The 22,487-nt window shown below is 67.5% G+C and carries 26 protein-coding genes; 17 read left to right on the plus strand and 9 right to left on the minus strand.

The genetic code is table 11. The features are described from left to right. Positions 1-3 precede the first annotated feature (3 nt). From C563_RS0114980 to C563_RS0115000, 5 genes are all read right to left on the minus strand, one after another. Positions 4-243: a heavy-metal-associated domain-containing protein gene (locus tag C563_RS0114980; RefSeq protein WP_018762883.1), complete on the minus strand. Its 240-nt coding sequence runs from the start codon at positions 241-243 to the stop codon at positions 4-6. Between the two features lie 49 nt (positions 244-292). After that, the gene (locus C563_RS0114985; RefSeq protein ID WP_018762884.1) at positions 293-652 is read right to left on the minus strand and encodes a metal-sensitive transcriptional regulator; all 360 of its coding nucleotides are present in this window, start codon (positions 650-652) and stop codon (positions 293-295) included. A 299-nt stretch (positions 653-951) separates the two neighbouring features. Further along, positions 952-1,464: a universal stress protein gene (locus tag C563_RS0114990; RefSeq protein WP_026264907.1), complete on the minus strand. Its 513-nt coding sequence runs from the start codon at positions 1,462-1,464 to the stop codon at positions 952-954. Positions 1,465-1,558: 94 nt separating this feature from the next. Then, complete coding sequence (locus C563_RS0114995; protein WP_018762886.1) at positions 1,559-2,323, minus strand: class F sortase; 765 nt, start codon at positions 2,321-2,323, stop codon at positions 1,559-1,561. 102 nt (positions 2,324-2,425) lie between these two features. After that, positions 2,426-3,142 carry a hypothetical protein gene (locus tag C563_RS0115000; RefSeq protein ID WP_155845195.1) on the minus strand — a complete coding sequence of 239 codons (717 nt, stop codon included), beginning with the start codon at positions 3,140-3,142 and terminating at the stop codon, positions 2,426-2,428. A 276-nt stretch (positions 3,143-3,418) separates the two neighbouring features. Here C563_RS0115000 and C563_RS0115005 point away from each other — a divergent pair, with 276 nt between their 5' ends. The 3 genes from C563_RS0115005 to C563_RS0115015 are packed head-to-tail and all read left to right on the plus strand — an operon-like array spanning position 3,419 to position 5,057. Next, the gene (locus tag C563_RS0115005) at positions 3,419-3,619 is read left to right on the plus strand and encodes a hypothetical protein (protein WP_018762888.1); all 201 of its coding nucleotides are present in this window, start codon (positions 3,419-3,421) and stop codon (positions 3,617-3,619) included. A 51-nt stretch (positions 3,620-3,670) separates the two neighbouring features. Continuing rightward, the gene (locus C563_RS0115010; RefSeq protein ID WP_018762889.1) at positions 3,671-4,777 is read left to right on the plus strand and encodes a WD40/YVTN/BNR-like repeat-containing protein; all 1,107 of its coding nucleotides are present in this window, start codon (positions 3,671-3,673) and stop codon (positions 4,775-4,777) included. Beyond that, positions 4,770-5,057 carry a MoaD/ThiS family protein gene (locus C563_RS0115015; RefSeq protein WP_026264908.1) on the plus strand — a complete coding sequence of 96 codons (288 nt, stop codon included), beginning with the start codon at positions 4,770-4,772 and terminating at the stop codon, positions 5,055-5,057. The genes C563_RS0115010 and C563_RS0115015 overlap by 8 nt, the downstream gene beginning before the upstream one ends. A 70-nt stretch (positions 5,058-5,127) precedes the next feature. Here the strand turns inward: C563_RS0115015 and C563_RS0115020 are convergent, their stop codons facing one another. Together C563_RS0115020 and C563_RS0115025 are read right to left on the minus strand one after the other, a co-directional pair. Beyond that, positions 5,128-5,364 carry a hypothetical protein gene (locus C563_RS0115020; RefSeq protein WP_018762891.1) on the minus strand — a complete coding sequence of 79 codons (237 nt, stop codon included), beginning with the start codon at positions 5,362-5,364 and terminating at the stop codon, positions 5,128-5,130. A 123-nt stretch (positions 5,365-5,487) separates the two neighbouring features. Continuing rightward, on the minus strand, positions 5,488-6,714 hold the full coding sequence (locus C563_RS0115025) for a pyridoxal phosphate-dependent aminotransferase (RefSeq protein ID WP_018762892.1): 1,227 nt from the start codon (positions 6,712-6,714) through the stop codon (positions 5,488-5,490). A 155-nt stretch (positions 6,715-6,869) separates the two neighbouring features. Here C563_RS0115025 and C563_RS0115030 point away from each other — a divergent pair, with 155 nt between their 5' ends. Next, the gene (locus tag C563_RS0115030) at positions 6,870-7,793 is read left to right on the plus strand and encodes an AEC family transporter (RefSeq protein ID WP_018762893.1); all 924 of its coding nucleotides are present in this window, start codon (positions 6,870-6,872) and stop codon (positions 7,791-7,793) included. A gap of 50 nt (positions 7,794-7,843) precedes the next feature. Next, positions 7,844-8,932 (plus strand): ATP-dependent DNA ligase, encoded by a 1,089-nt coding sequence (locus tag C563_RS0115035; protein WP_018762894.1) that lies wholly within the window; start codon positions 7,844-7,846, stop codon positions 8,930-8,932. A 106-nt stretch (positions 8,933-9,038) separates the two neighbouring features. Here the strand turns inward: C563_RS0115035 and C563_RS0115040 are convergent, their stop codons facing one another. Next, the gene (locus C563_RS0115040) at positions 9,039-10,358 is read right to left on the minus strand and encodes an MFS transporter (RefSeq protein ID WP_018762895.1); all 1,320 of its coding nucleotides are present in this window, start codon (positions 10,356-10,358) and stop codon (positions 9,039-9,041) included. A gap of 230 nt (positions 10,359-10,588) precedes the next feature. On the opposite strand from C563_RS0115040, the gene C563_RS0115045 reads away from it, so the two are divergent. The 12 genes from C563_RS0115045 (at position 10,589) to C563_RS0115100 (ending at position 22,001) form a co-directional block, all read left to right on the plus strand. Then, the gene (locus C563_RS0115045; RefSeq protein ID WP_018762896.1) at positions 10,589-11,464 is read left to right on the plus strand and encodes an IclR family transcriptional regulator; all 876 of its coding nucleotides are present in this window, start codon (positions 10,589-10,591) and stop codon (positions 11,462-11,464) included. Between the two features lie 164 nt (positions 11,465-11,628). Next, positions 11,629-12,510, plus strand: coding sequence for a shikimate dehydrogenase (locus C563_RS0115050; RefSeq protein ID WP_026264911.1), 882 nt, complete (start codon positions 11,629-11,631; stop codon positions 12,508-12,510). Beyond that, positions 12,510-14,387, plus strand: coding sequence for a bifunctional sugar phosphate isomerase/epimerase/4-hydroxyphenylpyruvate dioxygenase family protein (locus tag C563_RS0115055; RefSeq protein ID WP_018762898.1), 1,878 nt, complete (start codon positions 12,510-12,512; stop codon positions 14,385-14,387). Before C563_RS0115050 ends, C563_RS0115055 begins: the two co-directional genes overlap by 1 nt. A gap of 53 nt (positions 14,388-14,440) precedes the next feature. Beyond that, entirely contained in the window at positions 14,441-15,328 is an 888-nt protein-coding gene (gene pcaH, locus C563_RS0115060) for a protocatechuate 3,4-dioxygenase subunit beta (protein ID WP_018762899.1), read from the plus strand. A gap of 4 nt (positions 15,329-15,332) precedes the next feature. After that, entirely contained in the window at positions 15,333-15,890 is a 558-nt protein-coding gene (pcaG, locus tag C563_RS0115065) for a protocatechuate 3,4-dioxygenase subunit alpha (protein ID WP_018762900.1), read from the plus strand. Next, complete coding sequence (locus tag C563_RS0115070) at positions 15,887-17,356, plus strand: lyase family protein (protein ID WP_018762901.1); 1,470 nt, start codon at positions 15,887-15,889, stop codon at positions 17,354-17,356. Before pcaG ends, C563_RS0115070 begins: the two co-directional genes overlap by 4 nt. Continuing rightward, positions 17,349-18,167 carry an alpha/beta fold hydrolase gene (locus tag C563_RS0115075; protein ID WP_018762902.1) on the plus strand — a complete coding sequence of 273 codons (819 nt, stop codon included), beginning with the start codon at positions 17,349-17,351 and terminating at the stop codon, positions 18,165-18,167. The genes C563_RS0115070 and C563_RS0115075 overlap by 8 nt, the downstream gene beginning before the upstream one ends. After that, positions 18,164-18,604 (plus strand): 4-carboxymuconolactone decarboxylase, encoded by a 441-nt coding sequence (pcaC, locus tag C563_RS0115080; RefSeq protein WP_018762903.1) that lies wholly within the window; start codon positions 18,164-18,166, stop codon positions 18,602-18,604. The genes C563_RS0115075 and pcaC overlap by 4 nt, the downstream gene beginning before the upstream one ends. Continuing rightward, positions 18,601-19,800: a thiolase family protein gene (locus tag C563_RS0115085; RefSeq protein ID WP_018762904.1), complete on the plus strand. Its 1,200-nt coding sequence runs from the start codon at positions 18,601-18,603 to the stop codon at positions 19,798-19,800. The genes pcaC and C563_RS0115085 overlap by 4 nt, the downstream gene beginning before the upstream one ends. Beyond that, the gene (locus C563_RS0115090) at positions 19,800-20,489 is read left to right on the plus strand and encodes a 3-oxoacid CoA-transferase subunit A (protein ID WP_018762905.1); all 690 of its coding nucleotides are present in this window, start codon (positions 19,800-19,802) and stop codon (positions 20,487-20,489) included. The genes C563_RS0115085 and C563_RS0115090 overlap by 1 nt, the downstream gene beginning before the upstream one ends. A gap of 1 nt (position 20,490) precedes the next feature. Next, on the plus strand, positions 20,491-21,165 hold the full coding sequence (locus tag C563_RS0115095; protein ID WP_018762906.1) for a 3-oxoacid CoA-transferase subunit B: 675 nt from the start codon (positions 20,491-20,493) through the stop codon (positions 21,163-21,165). 23 nt (positions 21,166-21,188) lie between these two features. Continuing rightward, complete coding sequence (locus C563_RS0115100; protein WP_018762907.1) at positions 21,189-22,001, plus strand: IclR family transcriptional regulator domain-containing protein; 813 nt, start codon at positions 21,189-21,191, stop codon at positions 21,999-22,001. Positions 22,002-22,020: 19 nt separating this feature from the next. On the opposite strand, the gene C563_RS0115105 is transcribed toward C563_RS0115100, so the two are convergent. Then, positions 22,021-22,455, minus strand: a complete 435-nt coding sequence (locus C563_RS0115105; RefSeq protein WP_018762908.1) for a hypothetical protein — start codon at positions 22,453-22,455, stop codon at positions 22,021-22,023. Between the last annotated feature and the right edge of the window lie 32 nt (positions 22,456-22,487).

Genomic DNA, 22,487 nt, shown 5'->3' on the forward strand with positions numbered 1-22,487 from the left:
TTTTCAGGCCTCGTTGGCGACCATCAGGTAGCCGGCCTCAGCCACGGCCTCCCCGAGGTCCTGGGGCGAGAGGCCGCCGCTGGACGTGATGGTCACGGTGGAGATGCCGCCGGCGTTGAGGTCCACCTTCACGGCTTGGACCCCGTCCAGGGCTTCGATTTCTTCGCTGACCGCGGATACGCAGTGGCCGCAGGTCATGCCCGAGACACTGATGGTGGTGATGGCGGGGGAGGTGGTGCTCATGGCGTGCTCCTTCTTTCTGGCCGGCGGTAGCCGGGGTGGGGTTCTGTGGTCAGCGAAGCAGGCGGCCGATGGCGTCGGCGGCTTCCTTCACCTTGGCGTCGATCGCCTCGGCGCGCGCGGCGGGGTCCGGTTCCGAGGCAGCGCCCACCACGCAATGGCCGATGTGTTCCTCGACCAGGCCCAGGCTGACGGCATGCAGGGCCTTGGTGACGGCGGAAACCTGGGTCAGGATGTCGATGCAGTACTTGTCTTCATCCACCATGCGGGCGATGCCCCGGACCTGGCCTTCGATGCGCTTCAGGCGCCGAAGGTAGGCCTCCTTGTTCCCCGTGTACCCGTGCTGGGGCGTTTCATCGCCTGCCGGGCGGGCAGTATCCACCGCCGCGGCAGCTTCTTCGGTAGGGTTCATGTACCCAAAACTATACCCCGTGGGGGTATCTGGCAAGTACCCCGTGGGGGTATTACTCCCCGAAGGGATTCCTGCGTGGCCGGCTGCTGAAAGGGCACAAAAAAGCTCCGGAGTGCGTTATTGGGGGATACGCACTCCGGAGCAGCATTTGGGCAGTTTCCCGCTTTCCACTTCCGCGGAACCGGCCTGCTTGAATCAGCTTACTGGCTGGTAGGGCACCGCGCCAGCCACGCGAATAACTACTTTCGCTTTACTTTAGGCGGTCACCCGGCGGGCTGTTTGCCTTTGGAATCCGCGGGTCACGGTACGTCCTCATGGGCTGGCATCCGATAGGGGACCACCAGGACGGGGCGGCTCTGGTGATGGCTGAGCCACGTGCCCGCCGAGCCGCTGAGGGCCTCCGAAAGGCGGTGCGAAAAGCCGCGCTCGGAGGTTCCCACGATGATCATCGGGGCGTCCAGTTCGGCGGCGAGCTGCCCCAGGGCGCGGGCCGGATCCCCGGCAAGCGTGCGGAGCGACCACTCCGGCGCGCCGCCGCCGGACGCCGCTTTGTCCACGGCAGCACGGATCAGGGCCTTCAGTTCGGTTGCAACGCCGCGGATGTCGCTGTCGTCGTCCGGGTGCAGGGAGAGGCGGTGGGCGGATCGGGCAGGGTCCCACTCGACCAGGTAGCTGGCCTCATCCACGTAAGCGCATACCAGGGGCGCGGCCAGTCGGGCTGAAAGGTTGGCGGCGGTCTGGAGGACCTCGGGGTGCTGTCCGGGCGTAACGCCCACCAGCAGCGGTGCACCGTCAGCGTATTCCCACGTCATGCTGCCCATTGTCCGCCCGCGGGGTCCGGCGTCAACAGGTACCTTCGGCCTGTCGCATGGAGCCGTTCGCCCTGCGCTGTTGCCGGTTTCGGCGCTAGGCCGCTGCCGGGTAGGCAGTGACCACAACATTCTTGCCCCACGGATCTTCCGTGTAGCAACTGATCAGGACCAGCCGGTTGGGCACCATGTCCCAGACCGGGCTGTCCTTCAGGGTGGACTTCACGTAGGTGGTGACACTGTCCACCTTGTAGGTGATGGTGCCGGCAGCGGTTTCCACCTCAAAGCGGTCGCCCACGGCCGCCGTTGAACTGAGGTGGTTGAAGGGGGCGTCCGCGCCCTCCCAGCTGTGGCCGATCACGTAGGTGGTGTTGCCGGAGCCTTTGCCCGGGACTCCGAACGGTGTCAGCCAGTAGCCGTCCTTGGTGGCAGGCGGCTCGATGGTCCGGCTGGACTGGGCGGCGCCATCGAGGTCCAGGGGATGGATGGCCACATCGAAGTCAGCGGAGGGGTAGCGGATGTGGACGGGTTGCGCCGCAGCCGGAAGCTGGGGTCCTGCCGGGGCCGCCGAGCCCGGGATTGCGGCCGGTGACGCCTGGACAGGGGCGGACGTGGCATCCGGCGTGCCTGTTGACGCCATCGGGGCGGCCGCACTGCCGGACGGAACGGCGCCTGGCGTCATGGGGACCGTGACCGCGGAGCCGGTGTGGGACGCCGCGTGTCCTTGGGGGAACAACGGACTGCCAAAGGTGAACGACAGGAAGGCCACCACGCCGCAGGAGAGGATGGCCAGGTCGCCCCGGTTCACGCGCCGCCACGGCCGCCTGGCCCGGGCAGCATGCCGGCTCCGTTCCTGTGGCATGGCACTCCTCCTGCGTTGTTCGGTGGTGGAAGGAAGGCGTCCTGCCGGGCACTGGCAGGACGCCTTCCTTGTCGCGGGGCCGCTGCGAGCGGCCTGTCCCGGCTAGCCGGCGCTGTTCACGGAGCGGGACCGGCGGCGTACTGCCACCGCAGCTCCTGCGGCCGCCAGTGCCCCCACGCCGGCAAGCCATGCCGGGCCGCCGTCCCGGGCGTCAACCGCCGTCTGGGCGTTGAAGCCCTGGTTGGTTCCCACGCTGACTGGGGCTGCCACCGGAGCGGCCTGGGCTGCGGCCTGCGGGGACGCGGCAACCTGCTGGGCGGCAGCGGGCTGGGCCGGCGCGGCCGCAGCGACGACCGGGGCCGGCGGGTTGACCACCGGAGCCGCGGCCGGCGGCTGCACCACGGGCTGAGCGACGACGACGGGCGGATCGACGGCCGGCGGTGTGACCACGGGGGGATCGACGACGACCGGCGGTGTCACGACCGGCGGTGTCACGACTGGCGGGGTCACCACGGGAGGATCGACGACGACGGGAGGATCGATGACCTCGCCCGGGGGCAGCGGCGCGCAATTGGCGACGTAGAGGATCTTTCCTGCGTTGGTCCAGTTCTTTCCCTGTGGAAGTTTGGGCGTTGGCGGGATGATGTCTTGTGCATGCTGGTCGTGACCGCCAATCCCGTTGACGTTGAACGACAACGGCGTCAGGCCGCCGCTTCCCTGATGGCAGACCACCACCTGGTCGGAGGCCGCCATGGCGGGTGCTGTGACGCTGAGCAGGCCCAGCCCCATCACCCCCAGTGTGGCTAAGGTGCGTTTCATCTTTTCTCCCCATATATATGTGTGAAACGGACCATGGTGGGGAAAGGCAGCGGTGGCGCCAATGGCCCCAGCAGCACGGTCAGCTTGCGTGAGTTTTCAGGCTAGGGGCGCCCCCGAAGGCAGTCGCGAGTAGCGGCTACTCGTCTTTTCTGCGGCCGGGGCGGCCAGGTTACTTGCGGGTACCCTAAAAGCCGCACGGCCCACCTGCTTCCGCTGCAAAGCCTTGTCCGCCACCTGCGCCCCGCCTAACGTTTTAAGTGACGCAGGGAGGTGAACATGGAAATCTTCATGTGGTGGCTGGACCTGGACCTTGCAAGCAAAGAGTGGCTCCGGGAAAACCTCTATGCGGAGGAGTTGCCGCTTCCGGTACTCCAGGGCATTGCGGAGGCCGGCGGACCCCACCCCGGTAATCCGGCGGCCGTCCTTAACGCCGCCGACTGGGACTTTATCCAGACCCAATCGGAGTTCGTGGACTGAACGCCTGCGGGACCTTGGAAACCATTGCGCGCTGATCCCTCGGGTGGTTGCATGGTGCGCATGGCAACGGCGCAAACATTCCTCCTGGCGATCGGCACTAAAAAGGGACTCTGGCTGGCCACAAGCCAGGACCGGCAGGAGTGGTCTTTCACCGGGCCCCATTTCCTGATGGCAGAAATCCCCAGCATCGGGATCGACACCAGGGAGGGCCGCACCAGGATCATGGTGGGAGTCAGCAGCCCGCACTGGGGTCCCACGGTGGCGCACTCCGATGACCTCGGCGCCACCTGGACCGAGCCGGAGCACGGGGCCATCAGGTTCCCGGAGGACACGGGCGCGGCCTTGGAGCGCGTCTGGCAGATCTATCCGGACGCGGAGTCACGCCCCGGTGTGGTGTGGGCAGGAGCCGAACCCATCTCGGTGTGGAAGTCCACGGACGGCGGCGAGCACTTCGAGCTGAACCGGGGTTTGTGGGACCACCCCCACCGCAGCGAATGGGGAGCCGGCTATGGCGGGGCGGCGGCGCACTCGATCGTGGTCCACCCCGGAGGGGACACCGTCCACGTGGCCATGAGCACCGGCGGCGTTTACCGCTCGCTCGACGGTGGCACGTCGTGGGAAGCGCGCAACAAGGGAATCTCCGCGTACTTCATGCCGGATCCCAACCCCGAGTTTGGCCAGTGCGTGCACAAGATCGCGGCGGACGCGGTGGTGGACGGGCGCCTCTACGCGCAAAACCATCACGGGGTCTACCGGACGGACAACAATGCCGAGAGCTGGGACTCCATCGCCGAGGGCCTGCCGGCCGATTTCGGCTTCGTCATGCTGGCCCACCCGCGCAGGGCGGGGACGGCATGGGTGGTTCCGCTGAAGGCCGACGGCGAACGCATCCCGCCCGGGGGCCAGCTCGCCGTGCACCGGACGGACGATGCCGGGGACACCTGGACGAGGCTCGATGCCGGCCTGCCGGACAAGGAATACAACAGCGTGCTCCGGGATGCGGCGTCGGTGGACACGGCCGAGCCGGCGGGGGTGTACTTCGGCACCCGGGGAGGGACCGTTTACGCGAGTGCGGATGAGGGCGGAACGTTCACGGAAGTGGCCACCCACCTGCCGGACGTCCTGTGTGTGCGGGCGGCAGTGGTGGCCGGTGCCTGACATTTCGTTGGTGCTTCCCAGCGTCCTGCAGCCCTTGGCCGGCGGGCAGTCCGTGCTGACTGCACCCGCCGACGGGCCGGTGACGGTGGGAAAACTCCTTGACTCGGTGGCCGCCGACTACGCCATCCTGGGCCGGCGGCTCCGCGACGAAACCGGCGCGCTGCGGCGGTTCGTCAACATCTACGTGGGTGGCGACGAGGTGCGGCGGCAGCAGGGCCTGGACACTGAAGTCGCGCCGGGCCAGGAGGTCCTGGTGATCCAGTCGGTGGCGGGCGGCTGAACGGCAGTGCCCGGTCGGCCTGGCGGCGGGCAGTCCTGACTGACTGCGCCCGCCGCCAAACGTCCGGTGCCTAGGCCACGCGCCACACGCTGCATTCGTCCGTATTGATGGCTTTCCGGACCCCCGTGATCCGGTCCAGGATCCAGACCACGCCGATCCCGGGGGCGGTTTCCTGGACACTGCCGCGGCGGATCACCACGTCGTCGTAGGAGGGCCCCACCGAGAGGCGGGCTTCGATTTCATCACCGCGGTGGAGCTGGTCCAGTGCGCGGACTCTGGTTACATGCGTGGTCGCCTTCTTCAACATCGCGGGGCCTCCTGGCTGGAGCTGGTGCCGGCTCTTGCCTGCGTTAACCAGTGTGGGCGCGGATTGTTGCGTGCCGGTTTCCTCGCGGTTAGGGCGCGGTTAGTTCTTCGCGCCGCGGCGGTTTCATGCCGCTGTTCCGCCCCGGTAGGCGGCCAGGAAGCTGGATATCCGGCGGACCGCTTCCTCGATGTCCAGCACCGAGGGGAGGATCACGAAGCGGAAGTGGTCCGGTGCGGGCCAGTTGAAGGCCGAGCCGTGGGAGACCAGGATCTTTTGGTCCCGGAGCAGGTCCAGGACGAACTGTTCGTCGCTCTTAATGGGGTAGAGCTCCGGATCCAGGCGGGGAAAGAGATACATGGCGCCCGACGCCGGCACGCAGGTGACGCCGGGGATGGCCGTGAGCAGCTTGTGGGCGAGGTCGCGCTGTTCCCGCAGCCGGCCGCCCGGCTTCACCAGGGCCTCGATGCTCTGGTAGCCGCCCAGGCAGGTCTGGATGGCGTGTTGGGCGGGTACGTTGGCACACAGGCGCAGCGACGCGAGCAGTTCCAGGGCTTCGCGGTAACCGGCGGTAGCGGCCAGCGGCCCGGTGACGGCCACCCAGCCGGCCCGGTAGCCGGGCATCCGGTACGCCTTGGACAGCCCGCTGAACGTCAGGCAGCAGATGTCCTCGGCAACCGCCGCGGTATGGATGTGCTGGGCATCCGCGTACAGCACTTTTTCGTAGATCTCGTCAGAGAACAGGACCAGGTTGTGCTTCCGGGCCAATGCCGCGAACTGCTCCAGGATGTGGCGCGGGTAGACGGCGCCGGTGGGGTTGTTCGGGTTGATGATCACGATGCCCTTGGTGCGGGCAGTGATCTTCGCTTCCACATCGGCCATGTCCGGCCACCAGTTCTCCGCTTCGTCGCAGAGGTAGTGCACCGGCTTGCCGCCGGTCAGGGTCACGGCGGCCGTCCACAGCGGATAATCCGGTGCCGGGACCAGGATTTCGTCGCCGTTTTCCAGGAACGCCTGCAGGCACATGTTGATCAGTTCGCTGACGCCGTTGCCGATCACGATGTCCTCGACGCCGATATTCATCAGGCCCCGGGTCTGGTAATACTGCGAGATGGCGGTCCGCGCCGTGAAGATACCCTTGGAATCGCTGTAGCCCTGGGCGCCGCGGAGGTGGTGGATCATGTCCACCACCACGGACTCCGGCGCTTCCAGCCCGAAAGGTGCGGTGTCCCCAAGGTTCATCTTGAGGATCCGGTGGCCCTCGGCCTCCATGTTCTTGGCCGCCTGCAGGATCGGTCCCCGGAGTTCGTACCGGACGTTCTGGAGTTTGCTGGAATGTTGCATGGCGCGCATGGTTGATTTTTTCACACCCGCCGGTCCGCGGCGTGCGGCAGCCCACGTCGTGGACGCCTGCCGACCGAAGGCCACTTGTTCGATAAGTTGGATACTTGTAGTCCCACTTGTCCCGAACCGGGCATCAGTCGCGGGACCGGAAGGAAGTACCTCCTATGGGCGGAGTGCTCATCGGCCTCGCCGTGATCGGCGTCGTCATCGCCGTGGGCTACCTTGCTGCGCGCTGCGGCCTGGGCGACGAACCCACCATCATGGCACTGACCCGGACCGCCTTCTTTATCACCAACCCGGTGCTGCTCTTCACGGTGGTGTTGAAATCGGATCTGTCAGTGGTCTTCTCCGCCTACGTACCGCTGGCCGTGATCACGGCCGCCGCCACCGCGTTGCTGTATGTGGCAGCCAGCCGGATCTGGTTTCCGCGGCCGCTTGCGGAGACGGCCGTCGGCGCGATGGCGGGGTCCTATGTCAACGCCAACAACATTGGCATCCCCATCACGCTCTACGCCTTGGGGGACGCCACACCTGTGGCCCCCGTGCTCCTGGTCCAGCTGCTCCTGTTCGCCCCGCTGGTCCTCACCCTGCTGGACCTCTCCGCCGCGGGACGGTTCTCTCCCCGGCTGATGCTCACCCAGCCCTTCCGGAACCCCATGATCATCGCCTCGCTCCTGGGCGTGGTCCTGGCCGCGTTGCACGTGGAGCTCCCGGCCCCGGTGATGGCCCCGCTGACGCTCCTGGGCGGGGCGGCCGTCCCGGTGGTGCTGCTGGCATTCGGGATGTCCCTGCGCGGAACCACCATGCTTCGAAGTGCCGGCCACACCCCCGAAATCCTTACTGCCACGGCACTGAAGTCAGCAGTGATGCCCGTGGTGGCCTTCGTCGTCGGACGCTTTCTGTTCAACCTTGACCATCACATGCTTCTGGGCGTGGTGCTCATGGCGGCACTTCCTTCGGCGCAGAACGTGTTCCTGTTTGCCAGCAAGTACGGCCGGGGCGTGGCCGTGGCACGGGAAACCATCCTGCTGTCCACTGCCGCCGCGGCGCCGGTGCTGGTGCTGATCGTCTGGCTTTTGGCCGCCTGAAACCGTGCCGCCCTACCGTCGAGGGGTGCGGCCGGGCAAGAATGGGCGCTATGGAACTTCCCGTGATGCCGCCCGTCCCGCCCATGCTCGCCAAGGCCGTCAGCGGCATCGATGGCATTCCAGGCGGCGGGGACCTCAGCTACGAGCCCAAATGGGACGGCTTCCGGTCCATCATCTTCAGGGATGGGGACGACCTGGAGATCGGCAGCCGCAATGAGAAACCCATGACCCGGTACTTCCCGGAACTGGTGGCCGCCCTGAAGGAGAACCTGCCGCCCCGCTGCGTGGTGGACGGCGAGATCATCCTGGTGGGCGCCTCCGGAGACCGGCTCGATTTCGATACCCTGCAGCAGCGCATCCACCCCGCCGCCAGCCGGGTGAAGCTGCTGGCCCAGCAGACACCTGCCTCCTTCGTGGCCTTCGACCTCCTGGCCCTGGGCGATGACGACTACACCGGCCGGCCGTTCTCGGAGCGGCGGGCAGCCCTCGAGAAGGCGCTCGCGGGCAGCAGCGCGCCCGTCCACCTGACGGCAGCCACTACGGACAAGGACACCGCCGCGCAGTGGTTTGAGCAGTTCGAGGGGGCGGGCCTGGACGGTATCGTGGCCAAGCGGCTGGAGGGCCGCTACGAACCTGACAAGCGCGTGATGTTCAAGGTCAAGCACGAACGGACCGCTGACTGCGTGGTGGCCGGCTACCGGCTCCACAAGAGCGGGCCCGACGCCATCGGTTCCCTGCTGCTGGGCTTGTACAAGGACGACGGCGGCCTGGCCAGCGTGGGCGTGATCGGCGCCTTCCCGATGAAGCGGCGCAAGGAATTGTTCAACGAGCTCCAGCCGCTGGTGACGGACTTCGACCACCACCCGTGGGCCTGGGCCAAGCAGGAGGAGGGTGAGCGGACGCCGCGGAACGCCGAGGGCAGCCGCTGGAGCGCCGGCAAGGACCTGTCCTTCATTCCCCTGCGGCCCGAGCTCGTGGTGGAAGTCCGCTACGACCACATGGAGGGCGAGAGGTTCCGGCACACCGCGCAGTTCAATCGCTGGCGCACGGACCGGGACCCGGAATCCTGTACCTACGCCCAGCTCGAGGAGCCGGTGAACTTCGACCTCGCTTCGGTGCTGGAGACCGGCCGGCCGTAGCAGACTGCTGCGGAAGCAGCCCACCTTTATCAAAGGAAAGCCCGCCATTTGGGGGAATGGCGGGCTTTCCGGCTCTAAAACCGGGCTGGTGTGACGCTTTCGGCGCCTATTTCACGCCCAGCAGCCTGGTCGGGGTGCGGAAGGACTCCCTGGCAGTCAGGGCCGAGACGGCGGCGATGGCGCAGATGATGCCGGTGAAGACGGAGATCTGAACCCAGCCGCCGGGCTGGATGCCGCCCATGGCCGCAACGATGGCGGGGGCGAAGCCTGCCATCAGGAAGCCGAGCTGCGTGCCGATGGCCAGGCCGGAGAAGCGGACTTTGGTGCTGAACATCTCGGCGTAGAAGGATGGCCAGACGGCGTTGGCTGCCGCGTAGCCTCCGGAGAAGTAGCCAATGGCGGCCAGGAACATCAAGGGGATGCTGCCGGACTCCAGGCTGAGCAGGAACACCGGCGTGAGGATCGCGCTGGCCACGGCGCCGTAGATGAAGACGGGCTTGCGGCCGATCTTGTCCGCCAGCATCCCGAAGAGCGGCTGCGTGCCCAGGGCCACCAGGTTTGCACCCACCACGAGCCACAGGGTGGTGGTGCCGTCGACGCCGGCCACGGTCTTGGCGTAGCTGATGGCAAGCGTGCCGAACACTGTGGACACGGCGGCGATGAACGCGCAGCAGATGACGCGGAGGACGTCGCGCCAGTGGCCCTTGAGCAGGTCGGCGACGGGCAGCTTGGCGATCTGGGCGGTCTTGCGGGCTTCTTCGAAGGCGGGCGGTTCGTGCAGGGTGCGCCGGATCAGGAACGCCACAACCACCACGACGGCGCTGAGCCAGAACGGGATGCGCCAGCCGATGCCGAACTTGATCTCGTCCGGCAGGGCCAGGACGGGGATAAAGACGAGTGCGGCGAGGATTTGGCCGCCTTGGGTGCCGGTAAGGGTCCATGAGGTAAAGAAGGAGCGGCGGTTGTCCGGGGCGTGCTCGAGCGTCATGGAGGAGGCGCCGGCTTGCTCGCCTGCGGCCGAGAGGCCCTGGCAGAGGCGGGCGAGCACCAGGAGGACGGGAGCCCACCAGCCGACGGTCTTGAAGTCCGGCAGGCAGCCGATCACGAAGGTGGAGGCGCCCATCAGCAACAGCGTAAACATCAGTACCTTGCGGCGGCCCACGCGGTCGCCGAAGTGGCCCAGGATGATGGCGCCCACCGGCCGGGCCACGTAGGCGAAGCCGAAGGTCGCAAAGGACATGATCGCGGCATTCGTGTCGGCGTCGGGGAAGAAGACCTTGGGAAAGATCAGTGCGGCTGCGGAGCCGAAGATGAAGAAGTCGTAATACTCGACGGCGCTGCCGAGGAAGCTGGCAAGGGCTGCCTTCTTGGGCGTCCCGCCGGAGGTGAGGGCACCCGCCCCGGCGGACGGAAGTGTCTGGCTCATGGTGTTCCTTTGGTGTGACGACATTGTCGCGGATGGATCTGGTGGTCGCAGCCGCCGCTGCCTGGGTGCGGGCGGCGCGATGCGGCTGGAGTCCGGAAAGACCCGGCAATTCGTAGCCAGATGGTGAGAGCTACTTTTGCGATACAGAAACTATGACTGTGAGCGCAGTCACTTGTCAAGAAAATACTCACGATCTAGAAATAGCTCTCACATTGTGGCAACATCGAAACATGAGTGTGAACCAAGCCACAGTGGCCGACGACGAATCCACTGTTCCCGGCCCGACTGTCCCCGGCCAAGCGCCCGTCAATGCCCTGCCTCCCGAACCCAAGGCCGCCACCAAGGCGGCCGAGCGCCCGGACATGGTGGGCAAGGCCCTCAGCCTGCTGGTCCTCCTGGGGGATGAACCCCGCGGTGCAAGCGCCGCCGAAATCTCGCGGCGCGCGGAGCTGCCGTTCAGCACAACGTACAGGCTGCTGGGGTCGCTGGCGCGCGACGGTTTCGTTGATTATGAGCCGGAGGGCCGCCGCTACCACCTGGGCTTGCGGATCTTCCAGCTCGGCCAGCGGGTCTCCAACCATCACGGCTTCGCCGGCACCGCCCTGCCCATCCTGCGGCGGGTGACCGAGCGGACGGGGGAGGCCACCATCCTCAGTGTCCGCGACGGCCTCCACCACCTGACGGTCAGCAAGGTGGACGGCCCGCAGATCTTCCGGGTCACCAGCGACCCCGGCCACCTGGGCTCACTTTCCACCACTGCCGTGGGGAAGGCCCTGGTGGCTTTCGCCGACGATGCGGAACGCGAGCGGCTGCTCTTGGAGCTTCCGCTGGAAGCCCTCACCGAACGTTCCATCACGGACCGCGATGCCTTCCGCAGGGAAATCGACGAAGTGCGCCGCCGCGGCTACGCGGTCATGGACGAAGAGAATGAGGCCGGCATGCGCGCCGTGGCCGTCCCGCTGCTCAACAGCCAAGGGCACGCCTTCGCCTCATTGGCCACGGCAGTCCCCGTGTTCCGCCTCAGCCTTGAAGAGCTGGAGGCGCACGTTCCCGTCCTGCAGGAGGCGGCCGCAGAGCTGGCTGACCGCCTGCCCCAGCGCGGCTGACCGCCTCGAGCCGCGCCACCCAACCCTGCAAGCCATCAAAATGTTCGTATATCGAACTAAAGTGCGCAAGGTGAACAACTGCTGTACTGTAATCCCTGTCACCGGACAAGCCGCTCCCCGCGTGGAGGCAGCTCTCCGGTGCCGTTACCAAAGGAGCTGCACGGATGAGTCATCGAACTGAGTCCTACCTCGTGGGACTGGTCGGAGACGGCGTCACGCCATCACTCACCCCTCCCATGCATGAACGCGAAGGGGACGTGCAGGGCCTGCGCTACCTCTACCGGCCCATTGACCTCCTCGATCTGGGCTTGTCCGGCGAATCCGTCGGCACCATCCTGCAGAGCGCACGCACCCTGGGCTTCAACGGCCTGAACATCACCCACCCGTGCAAGCAGCTCGTCCTGGAACACCTGGATGAGGTCTCCCCGGACGCCCGCCGCCTGGGTGCCGTCAACACCGTGGTCATCCGGGACGGCCGCTTCATCGGGCACAACACCGATTTCTCCGGTTTCGCCGCCGCCCTGGCATCCGGCCTCCCCGGAGCCCGCCTGGACCGCGTCGTGCAGCTGGGCGCCGGCGGCGCCGGATCCGCCGTCGCCTATGCCCTGCTCACCGCCGGCGTGCGGACCCTTGACCTCGTGGACATGGACCCTGCTCGGGCAGCTGCCCGGGCCGCCGAGCTGCAGGGCTTCTTCCCGGACAGCACCATCACGTCAGGCACGCCGGCGGACCTGCCGCGGCTGATGCCGCTGGCCGACGGGCTGGTGCACTGCACCCCCGTGGGAATGGCCGCCCACCCAGGCCTCCCGCTGGACCTGGGCCTGCTGGAGCAACGCCACTGGGTGGCGGACATCGTCTACCGTCCCATCGAGACCGAACTGGTCCGTGGGGCCCGCGCCAAGGGCTGCGAGGTCCTGGACGGCGGCCGGATGGCCGTGGGACAGGCAGCGGATGCCTTCCGGATCTTCACCGGCCAGGACGCGGACCCGGACCGGATGCGGGCACACTTCCTGGAGCTTGTAGCCGCCGAGGAGGTGGCGGCCTGATGCGTACGGGAATCGCCACGGTCTGCCTGTCCGGGACGCTGAAGGAAAAGATGCAGGCCTGCGCGATCGCCGGGTTCGACGGCATCGAGATTTTTGAGCAGGACCTGGTCACGTCGCCCCTCAGCCCGGAGGACGTGCGGAAAATGGCGGCCGACCTTGGCCTCGGCCTGGACCTCTACCAGCCGTTCCGGGACTTCGACGGCGTCACCCCGGACCTGCTCAAGGCCAACCTCCGGCGCGCCGAGGCGAAGTTCAAGCTCATGTCCCGCCTGGGCATGGACACCATCCTGGTGTGCTCCAACGTTGCCACGGCCACCATCGACGACGACGGCCTGCGTGCCGAACAGCTCGCCGAGTTGGCACAGCTGGCCGGGGACCACGGCGTCAAGGTGGCATACGAGGCACTCGCCTGGGGCAAGTACGTCAACGACTACGAGCACGCCTACCGGCTGGTGGAGACCGTGGACCATCCCAACCTGGGGACCTGCCTGGACTCCTTCCACATCCTTTCCCGGGACTGGGACACCTCCCACATCGAAGCCTTCAACCCGGACAAGATCTTTTTCGTCCAGGTGGCGGACGCCCCCAAACTCTCCATGGACGTGCTGTCCTGGAGCCGCCACTACCGGGTCTTCCCCGGCGAAGGCCAGTTCGAGCTGGCAAAGTTCATGGGCCACGTGGTCCGTGCCGGGTACACCGGCCCGGTTTCCCTGGAGGTCTTCAACGACGTCTTCCGGCAGTCCGACGTGGACCGCACAGCCGTCGATGCCATGCGGTCACTCATCTGGCTGGAGGAACAGAGCGCCAAGTGGCTCGCGGACGCCCCCGCGGCCGGCACCGAAGGCGCACCAAGCAACGGAGCCGCGCCCCGCCGTCGTTATCCCATGGAACTGGCCACCCTACCCAAGGTCAACGAACCGGCCGGGTTCAACTTCGCCGAGGTCAAGGCTGACGATACCGCGCAGCTGGAGAAGCTCCTGGGCCAGCTCGGCTTCGCGTTCGAGGGGCGGCACCGCACCAAGGACGTCCAGCTCTGGAGCATGGGCCAGGCCCGCGTGATCATCAATGAACAGGCGGCCTCGCACGCCGAACCCGCCATCGCCGCGCTGGGGTTCGACGTCGATTCCCCCGTGATTGCCTCGGCCCGGGCCCAGCAGCTCAAGGCCCCCGTGGTGGCCCGCAAGGTCCAGGCGGACGAGGAAGTCTTCCAGGGCATCGCCGCCCCGGACTCCACCGAAATCTTCCTCTGCCAGGGCAGCCCGGACGGCACCGCCGCCTGGACCCACGAGTTCGGCGAAGGCCTCGAACACCCCTCCGCGGGAGCCCGGGCCGTGATTGACCACGTCAACCTCGCCCAGCCGTGGCAGCACTTCGACGAGGCTGTCCTCTTCTATACCAGCGCCCTGGCCTTGGAGCCCCAGCCGTTCGCCGAGGTGCCCAGCCCCAGCGGCCTGGTGCGCTCGCAGGTCATGCAGACCTCCAACGGAGCGGTGCGGCTGGTGCTCAACCTCGCCCCGGTGCAGCAGGCGCACGGCCAGAAAACGTACCAGGAACACATCGCCTTCGCCGTGGACGACCTCGTGGCCACGGCCCGCGCCGCGCGCGACAAGGGCCTCGAGTTCCTGCAGATCCCCGCCAACTACTACGAGGACCTGGACGCCCGGTTCGACCTTGAACCCGGATTCCTGGCCACGCTGCAGGAACTCAACCTGCTCTTCGACCGGGACGCGGACGGGGAATTCCTGCATTTCTACACCGCCACCGTGGGCAGCGTGTTCTTCGAAATGGTGGAACGCCGCGGCAGCTACGACGGTTACGGCGCCCCCAACGCCCCGGTGCGCCACGCGGTTCAGTACGACTCACTGCACCGCACGTGAGCCAACCCAGACCACAGACACTGCAAACCCAACAGATGAGAAAGGAGCCAGCCATGCCGGAAGACATCACCGCGGAGCTGGAGTCGGAGGAACTCGTGCCCCCGGCCGAACCGAAGGCTGCCCACCAGCCACTGGACAAGGCCATCGAATCGCAGGCGGACCTCAGCGCAGAGATCAACGCCATCGGCGAGGCATACCAGCAGGCATTGAAGGACGGCGCCCAGCCGGAAACCCAGCCGCGGCTGGACTACCCGCCGTACCGCAGCAGCATCCTGCGCCACCCCACCAAGAGCCTGCAGCACGCCGACCCCGAAACCATTGAGCTCTACTCGCCGGCCTTCGGGCACCAGGACGTGCACGCCCTGGAGTCCGACCTGACCATCCAGCACAACGGCGAACCCCTGGGTGAGCGGATCATCGTCTCCGGCAAGGTCCTGGACGGCGAGGGCCGTCCGGTGGCGGGACAGCTGGTGGAGATCTGGCAGGCCAACTCCTCAGGCCGGTACATCCACAAGCGTGACCAGCACCCGGCCCCGATCGACCCCAACTTCACGGGCATCGGCCGCTGCATCACGGGCCCGGACGGCTCGTACCGGTTCGTCACCATCAAGCCCGGTGCCTACCCCTGGAAGAACCACCTGAACGCGTGGCGCCCGGCGCACATCCACTTCTCGCTGTTCGGCACCGAGTTCACCCAGCGCATCATCACCCAGATGTACTTCCCAGGCGACCAGCTCTTCCCGCTGGACCCGATCTACCAGACCATCGTGGACCAGGACGCCCGCGACCGCCTGGTGGCCACCTACGACCACAGCCTCACCGAGCCCGAATGGGCGCTGGGGTACAACTGGGACATCGTCCTGACCGGGCCCAAGCGGACCTGGACCGAAAACGAAGCTTTCGGTACAGCAGGCGACAGTAGTGACGAGGCAGGAGAGTAGGAAAATGAACACCAAACTTGTTCCCACCCCGGGCCAGACCGTTGGCCCCTTCTATGGCTATGCGCTTCCGTTCGAGAAGGACAACGAGCTCCTGGCACCCGGCTCGCCCGGGTCCATCCGCCTCCAGGGCACCGTTTACGACGGTGCCGGCCACACCGTCCCGGACGCCATCCTGGAAATCTGGCAGCCCGATGCCAAGGGCAACGTCGTCCAGCGCACCGGTTCCCTTGTCCGTGACGGCTACACCTTCACCGGGTGGGGCCGCGGCGCCGTGGGCAACTCCGGCGTTTTCACGTTCACCACGGTCAACCCCGGTCCTACCAAACCGGGCGCGGCGCCGTTCATCTCCGTGGCGCTCTTTGCCCGCGGCCTGACCAACCGGCTGTTCACCCGCATCTACCTGCCTGAGGACGCCGAGGCGCTGGCCAAGGACCCCCTGCTCAGCTCGCTGGATCCGGAGCGCCGCAAGACGCTCATCGCCCGCCGCGACCCTGACGGCGGCCTCACCTGGGACATCCGCCTCCAGGGCGAGGGCGAGACGGTCTTCCTGGACTTCCAGTGACCAACGCCGCCCCGGGAGATCTGCGCGCCTTCGCGGAAGAGGCCGACGCCGGCCTGCTCAGTCCCGTATCAGCGTCACCGTTGGTGGCGGCGCTGACGGGGGACCGGGCAGTGCTGGCGGCGATCCTCGCCGTCGAATCGGGCTGGGCAGCCGTACTGCAACGGGCCGGCCTGGCACCTGGCGGTTCTGCCGCCGTCGTGGCTTCCGCTGCCGAGGCAGGGCGATACGACCTTGCCGACATCGCGCTGCGTGCCCAGGGCGGCGGCAACCCGGTCATTCCGCTGGTGGCGGACCTCCGGAAGAAGGTGGCCGCGCTGGACAGCGCCGGGATTGGTGCCGGGAAAGCCGTCCATACCTCCCTGACCAGCCAGGACGTGCTGGATACCGCCCTGATGCTGGTGGCCCGCAACACCGTCCATGCCGTGCTGGCCGACCTGAAAGGCACCGCGGCGGCGCTCGCCGCCCTGGCGGAGCAGCATGCGCAGACGCTGTGCGTGGGCAGGAGCCTGGCGCAGCATTCGCTTCCGTATACCTTCGGGCTCCGGGCCGCGCAGTGGTTCCAGGGCGTGGCCGCCGCAGGCCGGCAGCTGGAAGGCCTGGAGTTCCCGGTCCAGTTCGGCGGGGCGGCGGGAACGCTTGCTGCCGGAACAGTGCTGACGGAGGGCTCCACCGCCACCCCGTTTACCTTGGCCGATGCCCTGGCAGCCCAGCTCGGCCTGGCCCCCGCGCCGGCTCCCTGGCACACCAACCGCCTGGCCGTCACGTCCCTGGGGCACGCCCTGGCGTCCGTGCTGGACGCCTTTGGCAAGATCGCCGCGGACGTCCTGTTCCTGAGCCGTCCGGAAGTAGCCGAGCTGGCCGAGCCGCGGGCCGCCGGCCGCGGCGTGTCCTCCGCCATGCCGCAAAAACAGAACCCCGTGCTGTCCGTCCTGGTCCGCAGCGCCGCGCTGCAGGCACCGCAACTGGCTGCCCAGCTGCACCTGGCCGCCGCCACCTTCAACGACGAACGCCCGGACGGGGCCTGGCACACCGAGTGGCCGGCTCTCCGGCAGCTGCTGGCCCTTACCCTCGGGGCCGCCGGCCATATCCGCGAACTTGCCGAAGGGCTGCGGGTTTTCCCGGACGCCATGCGCCGCAACCTGGACCTTGCCGGACCGCTGCTGCTGGCCGAGGGCGTGAACGCTGCCGTGGCTCCGCTGCTGGAGGAGAAGGACGGCCGAAGCGGCAAGCAGCAACTGCAGGACGTGGTGGACCAAACGCTGCAGGCGCCCCCCGCTGGGCAGGCCGGCACCTACCGGAAGCTGCTCCGCGAAGCCGTTCCCGCCGCCGTCGTTCCTGACGCAAGGCTGGAAGAGCTTCTGGACCCCGCCAGCTACCTTGGCCAGGCGGCGGAGATTGCCTGCCGCATCCTGGCATCTTTCCCAGACCATGTTTCCCCCAACGCGAACGGAGCTTCCCGTGGCTAAACCGGCCGTCAAAGCAGCGCTGCTCTCACCCCAGCGACCCTTGGGTGACCACCCCCTGCTGGTGGTCGGTCCTTCCCTGGGCACATCATCCATCCTCTGGAACCGGGCGGCGTCCCTGCTCGGCAACGACTACGACGTGGTGGCCTGGGACCTGCCCGGGCACGGCGTCTCACCGGCCGCAACGGAACCCTTCGACGTCGCTGCCCTGGCTGACGCCGTCGTGAACCTGGTGGATTCCATCGCCCCGGACGAGGCGTTCCACTACGCGGGTGTCTCCCTGGGCGGCGCGGTGGGCCTGCAGCTCGGGATCCAGCACGGTGAACGGCTCAAGAGCCTCTCCGTACAGAACAGCGGCGCGAAGATCGGCACCACCGAAGGCTGGCTGGAGCGCGCCGAAACGGTCCGCACCCAGGGCACGCCCGTGATGATCCAGGGCTCCGCCCAACGGTGGTTCGCCCCCGGCTTCATGGACCGCGAACCGGAGTTCAGCAGCCGGCTCCTGCATTCACTGCGCGATGCCGACCGCTTCAGCTACGCTTTCTGCTGCGAAGCTCTGGCAGCCTTCGACGTGCGCGGTGAACTCGGCGGCATATCCGTCCCCACCCAGGTCATTGCCGGTGCGCTGGACGCCGTGGCCACGCCGGACATGGCGGACGAAGTGGCCACCGGCATCACCGCCGGGGGCGGCACTGCCACCGCCGTGACGGTGGATGGCATCTCGCACCTCGCTCCCGCGGAAGCCCCCGCCCACGTGGCCGACCTGATGCGCCGCCTGATCAGCTGGGCCGAATCAAGGGAGGCCGCCAAATGAGCGCCGCCGAGCGCGCCGGCCTGGAGCGCCACGGCGTGGTCCAGCCCGGGGCCACCAGCCAGGAAATTTACGACGGCGGCATGGTGGTCCGGCGCGAAGTGCTCGGCGACGCGCACGTGGACCGGGCCAACGCCAACAAAGATGAGTTCACCAACGACTTCCAGGACATGATCACCCGGATCGCCTGGGGCGGCATCTGGACCCGGCCCGGACTGTCCCGGCAGATGCGTTCCGCAGTCACCATCACCGCCATGGTGGCCCACGGGCACTGGGAGGAGCTGGCAATGCACATCCGCGCCGCCCTTCGGAACGGCCTCAGCAGGGACGAAATCAAGGAAATTTTGCTGCAGACCGCCATCTATTGCGGAGTTCCCTCCGCCAATACCGCCTTCAAGACTGCCCAGCAGGTCTTCAAAGAAATGGACGCCCCGTCATGAACCAGGCATTTGTGTACGACGCCGTGCGCACCCCCTTCGGCAAGTTCGGTTCCGGCCTCGCCGGGGTCCGGCCGGATGACCTTGCCGCGCACGTGATCAAGGAATCCGTGAAGCGGGCACCCGGGCTTGATCCCGAGCGGATTGATGAGGTGGTGTTCGGCAACGCCAACGGCGCGGGCGAGGAAAACCGCAACATCGCCCGGATGGGAACCCTCCTGGCCGGGCTGCCGGTGTCCATCCCGGGCACAACGGTCAACAGGCTCTGCGGTTCATCCCTGGACGCGGCGATCATCGCGTCCCGCCAAATCAACGCCGGCGACGCCGACCTGATGCTCGTGGGCGGGGCCGAGTCGATGTCCCGTGCCCCGTGGGTGCTGCCCAAGACGGAAAAGCCCTACCCGGCCGGGGACATGACCCTGGCCTCCACCACCCTCGGGTGGCGGCTGGTGAACAAGGCCATGCCCAAGGAGTGGACCATCTCCCTGGGTGAGGCCACCGAGCGGCTGCGCGAAAAGTACGGGGTGACCCGCGAGGCGCAGGACGAGTTCGCCGCTGCCTCGCACAATCTCTCCGCCGCGGCCTGGGATGAGGGGTTTTATGACAACCTGGTCGCCCCGGTGCCCGGGACGGACCTGGTGCGGGACGAAGGGATCCGCGCCGGTTCGTCGGCCGAGAAACTTGCCGGGTTGAAGACGGTGTTCCGGGCAGAGGACGGCACGGTCACTGCGGGGAACGCATCCCCGCTGTCCGACGGCGCCTCCGCGGCCTGGATCGGGTCCGAGGCGGCCGCCGGGCTGCTGGGGCTGGACCCGCTGGCCCGGATCGCGGGCCGCGGCGCGCACGCCAATGATCCGCAGTTCTTCGGCTACGCCCCGGTGGAGGCGGCGAACAAGGCCCTCGCGAAGGCGGGGATCGGCTGGGACCAGGTGGGCGCCGTCGAACTTAACGAAGCCTTTGCTGCGCAGTCCCTGGCCTGCATCAATGCCTGGGGGATTGACCCCGGAATCGTGAACCGGCACGGTGGGGCGATCGCCATGGGCCACCCGCTGGGTGCTTCCGGCACCCGGATCCTGGGCACCCTGGCCCGGTCCCTGCAGGCCTCCGGCGAACGCTGGGGTGTGGCCGCGATCTGCATCGGCGTGGGCCAGGGCCTGGCCGTGATACTTGAGAACGTGACCGCTGGAAAGGACCAGTAATGCTGACTTTTGTTGATTCGGTCCAGGAGGCCGTGGCCGGGATCAAGGACGGTTCCACCGTGATGATCGGCGGGTTCGGCAACGCCGGGCAGCCGTTCGAACTGATCGATGCGCTGCTGGAGTGCGGGGCCACGGACCTGACCGTGGTGAACAACAACGCCGGCCAGGGCGACCAGGGCTTGGCTCTGCTCATCAAGGAAGGCCGGGTGCGGAAGATGATCTGCTCCTTCCCGCGGCAGTCTGATTCGTGGCACTTCGATGCCAAGTACAAGGCCGGGGAGATTGAGCTGGAGTTGGTGCCGCAGGGCAACCTGGCCGAACGCATCCGTGCCGCCGGGGCCGGGATCGGCGGGTTCTTCACGCCCACCGGGTACGGCACCATGCTGGCCGAGGGTAAGGAAACCCGGATCATTGACGGCCGCGGGCAGGTCTTCGAGACCCCCATCCACGCCGATGTGGCCCTGATCAAGGCGCTGAAGGCGGACGGGAAGGGCAACTTGGTGTACCGGAAGACGGCCCGGAACTTCGGCCCCATCATGGCCGCGGCGGCGAAGCACACCATCGTCCAGGTCTCCGAGATTGTCCCCACCGGCGGGCTGGACCCGGAAAACGTGGTCACCCCCGGCATTTACGTCAACACCGTGGTAAGAGTTGCCCGCAGCGGCAGCGCAGCAGAAAAGGTGGCCTGAGATGAGCCTCACCGAAACCAGCATCAAGACGTCCGAGACGCCCCTGGGCCGTGATGACCTGGCCCGGCTCGTGGCCCGCGACATCGCCCCGGGCTCGTTCGTGAACCTCGGGATCGGCCAGCCCACCCTGGTGTCCAACTACCTCACCGAGGAACAGAACATCACCCTCCACACCGAGAACGGGATGCTCGGCATGGGACCCGAAGCCACGGGCGGGGAGATTGACGAGGACCTCATCAACGCGGGCAAGATCCCGGTCACCGAACTGCCCGGCGCCTCGTACTTCCACCACGCCGATTCCTTCGCGATCATGCGCGGCGGGCACCTGGACATCTGCGTCCTGGGCGCCTTCCAGGTCTCGGCCACCGGTGACCTCGCCAACTGGCACACCGGGGCACCCGGGGCAATCCCCGCCGTCGGCGGCGCCATGGACCTGGCCACCGGCGCGAAGGACGTCTTCGTTATGATGACCCTCCTCACCCGCGATGGCGCCTCCAAAATCGTCGAGGCCTGCACCTACCCGGTCACCGGCGTCGGCTGCGTCACCCGCGTCTACACCGACAAGGGCGTCTTCCTCACCGGCCCCGAGGGCGTCACCGTCCGCGAAACCTTCGGCTGCACCCTCGAACAACTCCAGGAACTCCTCCCCGTCCCCCTCAAGGCCGCGGCTGCCTGAGGACAGCCCTAGGATTGGGAACCATGACCGACGCCGTCCGCACAGACACCCAGGCCACACCGCAGGCCAGCGACCAGTACGTCCAGTCGCTGGCCCGCGGCCTGGCCGTGATCCGCGCCTTCGACGCCGAGCGTCCCGTCATGACGCTCACCGAGGTCGCGTCCCGCACCGGCCTGACCCGGGCCACCGCTCGCAGGTTCCTGCACACCCTGGTGGAGCTGGGCTACGTGCGGACCGACGGGAAGACGTTCGCGCTGACGGCCAAGGTGCTCCAGCTGGGATACGCGTACCTTTCCGGGCTGTCACTGCCGCAGCTGGCCCAGCCGCACCTCGAGGAGCTCTCCCTGAAGCTGGGCGAGTCCACCTCCGCCGCGGTGCTGGACGGTACGGACATTGCCTACATCGCCCGGGTGACCACCCGCCGCATCATGAACATCGGCATCACGGTGGGCACCCGCTTCCCGGCGTACGCCACGTCGATGGGCCGCGTCCTGCTGGCGCACCTGCCGGCGTCGGACCTCAAGGCCTACCTGGCGGCGGCCGAGGTCAAGCCGCTCACCCGCCGCGCCCTGGGCAGCGTCCCGGAGTTGCTGGCCGTGCTGGAGACCGTCCGGGCCCAAGGCTGGTGCCTGCTGGACCAGGAGCTTGAGCTGGGCCTGATGTCCGTGGCTGCCCCCGTCTATGACGGTTCCAAGGTGGTCGCTGCGGTCAACGTGTCCCTGCAGGCCCAGTCGGTGGACGCCAAACCGGACCGGGACGCCTACCTGGCTTCCGTGGCACGCGAAATCGTGGCGACGGCGAAACTCATTTCCGCCGATCTCACCGCCCGCGGTTAACCCGCGGGTTAACAGGGCATTAGCTGGTCCGGGTCTGTGCGAACAGCCGGCGGAGTGTAAAAAAGCAGCCCAGCCCGCTGAACAGCAGGGCCATCAGGAAATCGCCGCCGTACCCGTCAACGAGTTCGCGGTTGGTGGCCAGGTTGAAGAACAGGAGGTCCCAGGTTTCGGCATCCGCCAGCATTGTCAGCGGAGAGCCGCCGCCAAGGAACTTCGCCGCGTCTACCAGCATGCCGCCCCAAAACGCCAGCAGCACGGTCCCAACGGTCACGACCGCAACAACCCAAACGCCCCGCCGGCTGATCAGTCCTCCTGTTCCGAGGACGTACAACCGGGCAGCCAGGGAAGCGGCGATGAGCGCGACGATGGAGGCCACCCAGCCCATGTTCCACAGCACCAGCCACGCCACTACGCCAACGGGTACGGCCGCAAGGGCATGGACAGCCCCGCGCACCACATCTTCCCGTGCGGCCGGTTGCGGGAGCG

It is taken from the genome of Arthrobacter sp. 135MFCol5.1, from assembly GCF_000374865.1.
Lineage (GTDB): Bacteria > Actinomycetota > Actinomycetes > Actinomycetales > Micrococcaceae > Arthrobacter.